The 4,588-nt window shown below is 46.8% G+C and carries 5 protein-coding genes; 3 read left to right on the top strand and 2 right to left on the bottom strand.

Annotated features, from left to right (window positions below; translation table 11 throughout):
* Positions 1–78: 78 nt before the first annotated feature.
* Both Q0198_RS01935 and Q0198_RS01930 read right to left on the bottom strand, forming a co-directional pair.
* Positions 79–990, bottom strand: coding sequence for an HAD family hydrolase (locus tag Q0198_RS01935; protein ID WP_297894378.1), 912 nt, complete (start codon positions 988–990; stop codon positions 79–81).
* Complete coding sequence (locus Q0198_RS01930; protein ID WP_297882019.1) at positions 991–1,350, bottom strand: hypothetical protein; 360 nt, start codon at positions 1,348–1,350, stop codon at positions 991–993.
* A 192-nt stretch (positions 1,351–1,542) separates the two neighbouring features.
* On the opposite strand from Q0198_RS01930, the gene Q0198_RS01925 reads away from it, so the two are divergent.
* Genes Q0198_RS01925 through cysK form a run of 3 tightly spaced genes read left to right on the top strand, consistent with a single transcriptional unit; the run spans position 1,543 to position 4,151 of the window.
* Complete coding sequence (locus Q0198_RS01925; protein ID WP_297894377.1) at positions 1,543–2,814, top strand: aminotransferase class I/II-fold pyridoxal phosphate-dependent enzyme; 1,272 nt, start codon at positions 1,543–1,545, stop codon at positions 2,812–2,814.
* Positions 2,814–3,227: an Rrf2 family transcriptional regulator gene (locus Q0198_RS01920; protein ID WP_177387438.1), complete on the top strand. Its 414-nt coding sequence runs from the start codon at positions 2,814–2,816 to the stop codon at positions 3,225–3,227. The genes Q0198_RS01925 and Q0198_RS01920 overlap by 1 nt, the downstream gene beginning before the upstream one ends.
* 9 nt (positions 3,228–3,236) lie before the next feature.
* Entirely contained in the window at positions 3,237–4,151 is a 915-nt protein-coding gene (gene cysK / locus Q0198_RS01915) for a cysteine synthase A (RefSeq protein ID WP_295151870.1), read from the top strand.
* The last annotated feature ends 437 nt before the right edge of the window (positions 4,152–4,588 follow it).

The raw sequence follows: 4,588 nt of genomic DNA, 5'->3' as shown, positions 1-4,588 counted from the left end.
TCCGTTTTAAGAGCCTAAGCGTGATTTTACCCTGCTACAATACTACTTTAATTAGCTATGCTCAAAAGCCAGGCTACTTTAAATTCCGCCGATGATTTCGCGCGCTTGCGTGATGCTTAGGGCATTGCGACTTAGTTCGCTAGGCTCGCCAAACCCCCAGCATACCTGCAAATACTCAAGTTTTGTGCCTCTTAGATCTGCCAAGTTTGCCTGAAAACATCGCGCTGCTGCAGCTTGTGCGCTTTCCGTCGCTTCTGCTTTTGCGGAAATTTTGGCACCTTTAAAGCTTAGCGTTGCCGCCCCGTCAGCACCTGTGTCGTTAGGGCGAAATTTTTCATCCGCGTTAAGATTTTTGCCGCAAGAGTTTAAGCCCTCGCTAGCGCTAAAATTCTTTTTATTAGTGCCACGGCTAGCATTTAAGCTCTCGCCGTCATTGCCGCCTTGAAATTCTAAATTTTGTAAAAATTCTGCGCCACGAATCGCGGCTAACTCATCCTTTTTGCTATCGCCTAAAAAAATCGCGTTTTTGTGCGGCGAGCGCGATATTACGTGTAGCAGCATCGCAGGGTTGGGCTTTGATGGCATCTGCTCGTTTGCGCCTACGACCAGATCAAATAGCCTGCGCACCCCCGTTTTTTCTAAGATCGCGCTTAGGGTATAGGAAGGCGCATTGGAGGCGACTGCGAGAAAAAATCCTGCTTTTTTGCACGAGTGCAAAAGATCTTCGATACCCTCGTAAAGCACGGCGAAATCGCGGTAATTGCTTACGAATTCTTTTTCAAAAAACGCAAGCTCTTCGGCGCTCGCTTCGGTTTTGCCGTAAAATTCTAAAAAGGCGTTTTTGCTCGGATCGTTGATGGTGTGGACGATGAAATTCTTTTGCAGCGGTGCTAGACCGTAGAGCTCGCGGCGAGTGTTATTGACGCTGATTTCGATCGCGCGCGAAGAGTCAAGCAGCGTGCCATCCATATCAAAAATCACGGTTTTCATCTAATAATCCTTTAAAAAATCGATTTTGTGCTTGTCTTTTTTGTAACTCTTATTGTTTTTGAGCTTTTGCAGAGCGTTTGCTTCATGCTGTAGCGCCGATCTAAACGCAGCATCGCTGATCTGTCCTGCCTCGCTAGCATCAAGGACGTTTTTGGCAAAGCTCTCAAGCGCCTTGGTGTAGGGGCTATCGAGATTTACAGCGGCCGCTTTAGATAAAATTTCGTAGTTTTTAGCTATTCGCTTCGCAAAAAGCTCTGCGTCGAAATCCTCGCGCTTTAGCAGTGCTACGGCTGATTTTACGAAGCGTTCTAACGCGCGGATATATTTAACGCGCTCATCTTTTTCTTTGATTTGCATGATTTTTCCTTAATTAAAGCGGGCATTATAGCAAAATTCGAAATTTTGGCAAAATTACGCATATTATAAAACTATATTTTAATAACATTTTTTTTAGAAAATCCCGTATTATAGGCATTTTAAAATCATATAAAAATACTTGACTTTATTTTAAAATTTCGCTATTATTCGCCAAATTTTTTACAAAGGACAAAAATGCAAAAAGAAACCCTCGCAACTCATTTTGGTTACGACTCCGTCGCAGGCTACGGCACGATGGCTGTTCCCATTTATCAAAGCACCGCGTTTAACTTCGGTTCTAGCAAAAAGGCCGCCGATCGCTTCGCGCTGCGTGATCTAGGGCCGATTTATGGGCGTTTGACAAATCCTACTACTGATGTTTTTGAGGCGCGACTTGCGGCGCTGGAAAACGGCAAAGCCGCAATCGCGGTCTCTAGTGGGCAGGCGGCGATATTTTTTGCGGTGGCAAATTTAGCCGCGGCAGGCGAAAATATCATCATCGCGGAGAAAATTTACGGTGGCGCAACTACGCTTTTGGCGCATACGATCAAGCGCTTTGGCATCGAAGCTAGGGTTTTTGACTCCGAAACGGCAGATAATTTGGAAGGTTTAATCGACGATAAGACTAGAGCGATCTTTTTTGAGACGCTTTCAAATCCTCAAATTTCGGTTGCAAATACCGCTAAAATCGCTACAATCGCAAATAAGCACGGCTTAGTAACGATTGCGGATAACACGATCCCAAGCCCTGCGCTTTACAATCCGCTTGATGACGGCGCGGACGTCGTAATCCACAGCGCTAGTAAATATATAAGTGGGCAAGGTCTTAGCATCGCGGGCGCGATCGTTTCGGGCAAGGGGTTAAATTCCAAACTCAAAGGCAATCCGCGTTACGCACATTTCAACGAGCCCGATGAGAGCTACCACGGCTTAGTTTATGCAGATTTAGTAGATAATTTCGACATTTATACGCTTAGGATTCGCTTGTCCCTGCTTCGCGATATTGGTGCGACACTATCGCCGTTTAACGCGTTTCAGCTCATCCAGGGGCTTGAAACACTGCCGCTTCGCATGCAAAAACACTCGCAAAACGCGCTAAAGATAGCAGAATTTTTGCAAAATCATCCGAAGGTAAAGCAGGTCAATTATCCGGGGCTTGCAAGCTCGCCATTTAATGCCGCGATCAAAGCGAAATTTAAAAACGGCTATGCAAGCAGTCTGATGAGCTTCATCGTAGATAGCGAAGAAACAGCGCTAAAGGCGGTTAGTAAGGTTAAAATTTTCTCTGTCGTAGCAAATATCGGCGATACGAAGTCGATCATCACTCATCCTGCGAGCACGACGCATTCGCAGCTAAACGAGGAGCAGCTAAACCGCGCTGGCGTGCCTGCGAGCCTAATCCGCCTAAGCGTGGGTATAGAGGACGCGAACGATTTGATTTATGATCTTAGTGAGGCACTGAAATAATGGCACTTTTAAGCACAAAGGGCGTTTATGGGCTGGCTGCGATTTTGCAGATCGCCAAAGCTAGCGAAGTAGCGCCGATAAGTATAAAAGAGATCGCCGAGCGTACGGGAGTTTCTAAGAATTATTTGGAGCAAATTCTAAATACCCTTAGAAACGAGAAGCTAGTGTGTAGTATCAAAGGCAAAAACGGCGGCTATCACCTAGCCAGAGATGCTAGCGAGATTACTTTCGGTGAAATTTTTACCGCTCTTGAGAAGGATCTGCGGATGACTAGCATTCAGATGAGTGATCCCGGACTGCGGGCGTTTTTTGAGAAATTCGACGTTAAGCTGGCAGAGATATTTAACGAGCCTCTAAGCAGCTATGAGGAGATGATGGCGCGAAGCGTCCAGTATTTAAATTTCAGCATTTAAAGGAAAAATATGAAAATAGCAAACGATGTTACGGAGCTCATCGGCAATACTCCGTTAGTTAGAATCAATACGTTTGGCAAAAATGCCCTCATCTTAGCCAAGGCGGAATTTTTAAACCCAAGCCACTCGGTCAAGGATCGCATCGCGTGGCAGATCGTAAAAGACGCGCTAAGCTCGGGCAAGATCGACAAAAATAGCGTTTTGATAGAGCCTACCAGCGGAAACACGGGCGTGGGGCTTGCGATGATCGCGGCGAAGCTCGGTATGAAGCTAATTTTAACGATGCCAAGCTCGATGAGTATCGAGCGCCAAAAGCTCATCGCTGCATTCGGTGCTAAAATCGAGCTGACTGATCCGAAATTTGGAATGAAAGGCGCAGTAGATAGAGCAAATGAGCTGGCTGCGAGCACTCCAAATAGCTTCATCCCGAGCCAGTTTGATAACCCGAGCAATCCAAAAGCGCATTTCCAAAGCACTGGACCTGAAATTTGGGAGCAAAGCGGCGGCAAGGTAGATATTTTAGTCGCGGGATTTGGTACCGGCGGCACGCTCAGCGGCACGGCGAAATTTTTAAAATCTAAAAATCCAAACCTAAAAGCCTACGGCGTGGAGCCTGCTAGCTCGCCGCTTCTTACGTGCGGCAGTGCGGGTGGGCATAAAATTCAGGGCATCGGCGCAAATTTTATCCCTGATAATCTTGATAGAAGCGTCATCGACGGCTTTTTGAGCGTTGAGAACGACGATGCGTTTGCGGCAGCTAGACAGCTGGCACAAAAAGAGGGCCTGCTCGTGGGCATTTCAAGCGGCGCGAATGTTTATGCTGCCGCGCAGATTGCCGCCAAGCCCGAAAACAAGGGTAAAGTGATCGTTACGATCCTCTGCGATACCGGCGAGAGGTATCTTTCTACCGAGCTTTTTAAATAGACAGCAGTTTTGCGCCAGTGCGGCGTTAGCGCGGTAATTTTACGCATTTTACGCTGGCGTACAGCTTCGCGAGATTAAATTTTACGCAGGCGCCGAAATTGGCACGACGAGTTTTGCGCGATCGTGCGGATTATTGCGACGATTGCGCGACTATATTTTACATTTTCGCGTTACGTAGGCGCGAGATTAATACGTTTCTGCGCGAGCGAGGCGATAGTCGCGATGGTCGTGCGATGATTTTATGAGAGCGAGACGATTTTTAGCTTTGCTGATTTTACGTTTATTGATTTGTTTATTTATCAGCTCGCCGCCCGCCGCGAGATAAAATTTAGCCCTAAAATAGGGCTAAATTTTAAAATTTTATCTTGCGCGCCGAGCTGATTTCGGGCGCGCTATGTATGACGGCGCGACCGCGTAGCGCGGGGCATTAAATTTAA

The organism is uncultured Campylobacter sp., assembly GCF_938045205.1.
In the GTDB taxonomy this organism is placed as follows: domain Bacteria; phylum Campylobacterota; class Campylobacteria; order Campylobacterales; family Campylobacteraceae; genus Campylobacter_B.
Note: the sequence above shows the minus strand (reverse complement) of the source record. Positions and strands in the feature narration are given on the sequence as shown.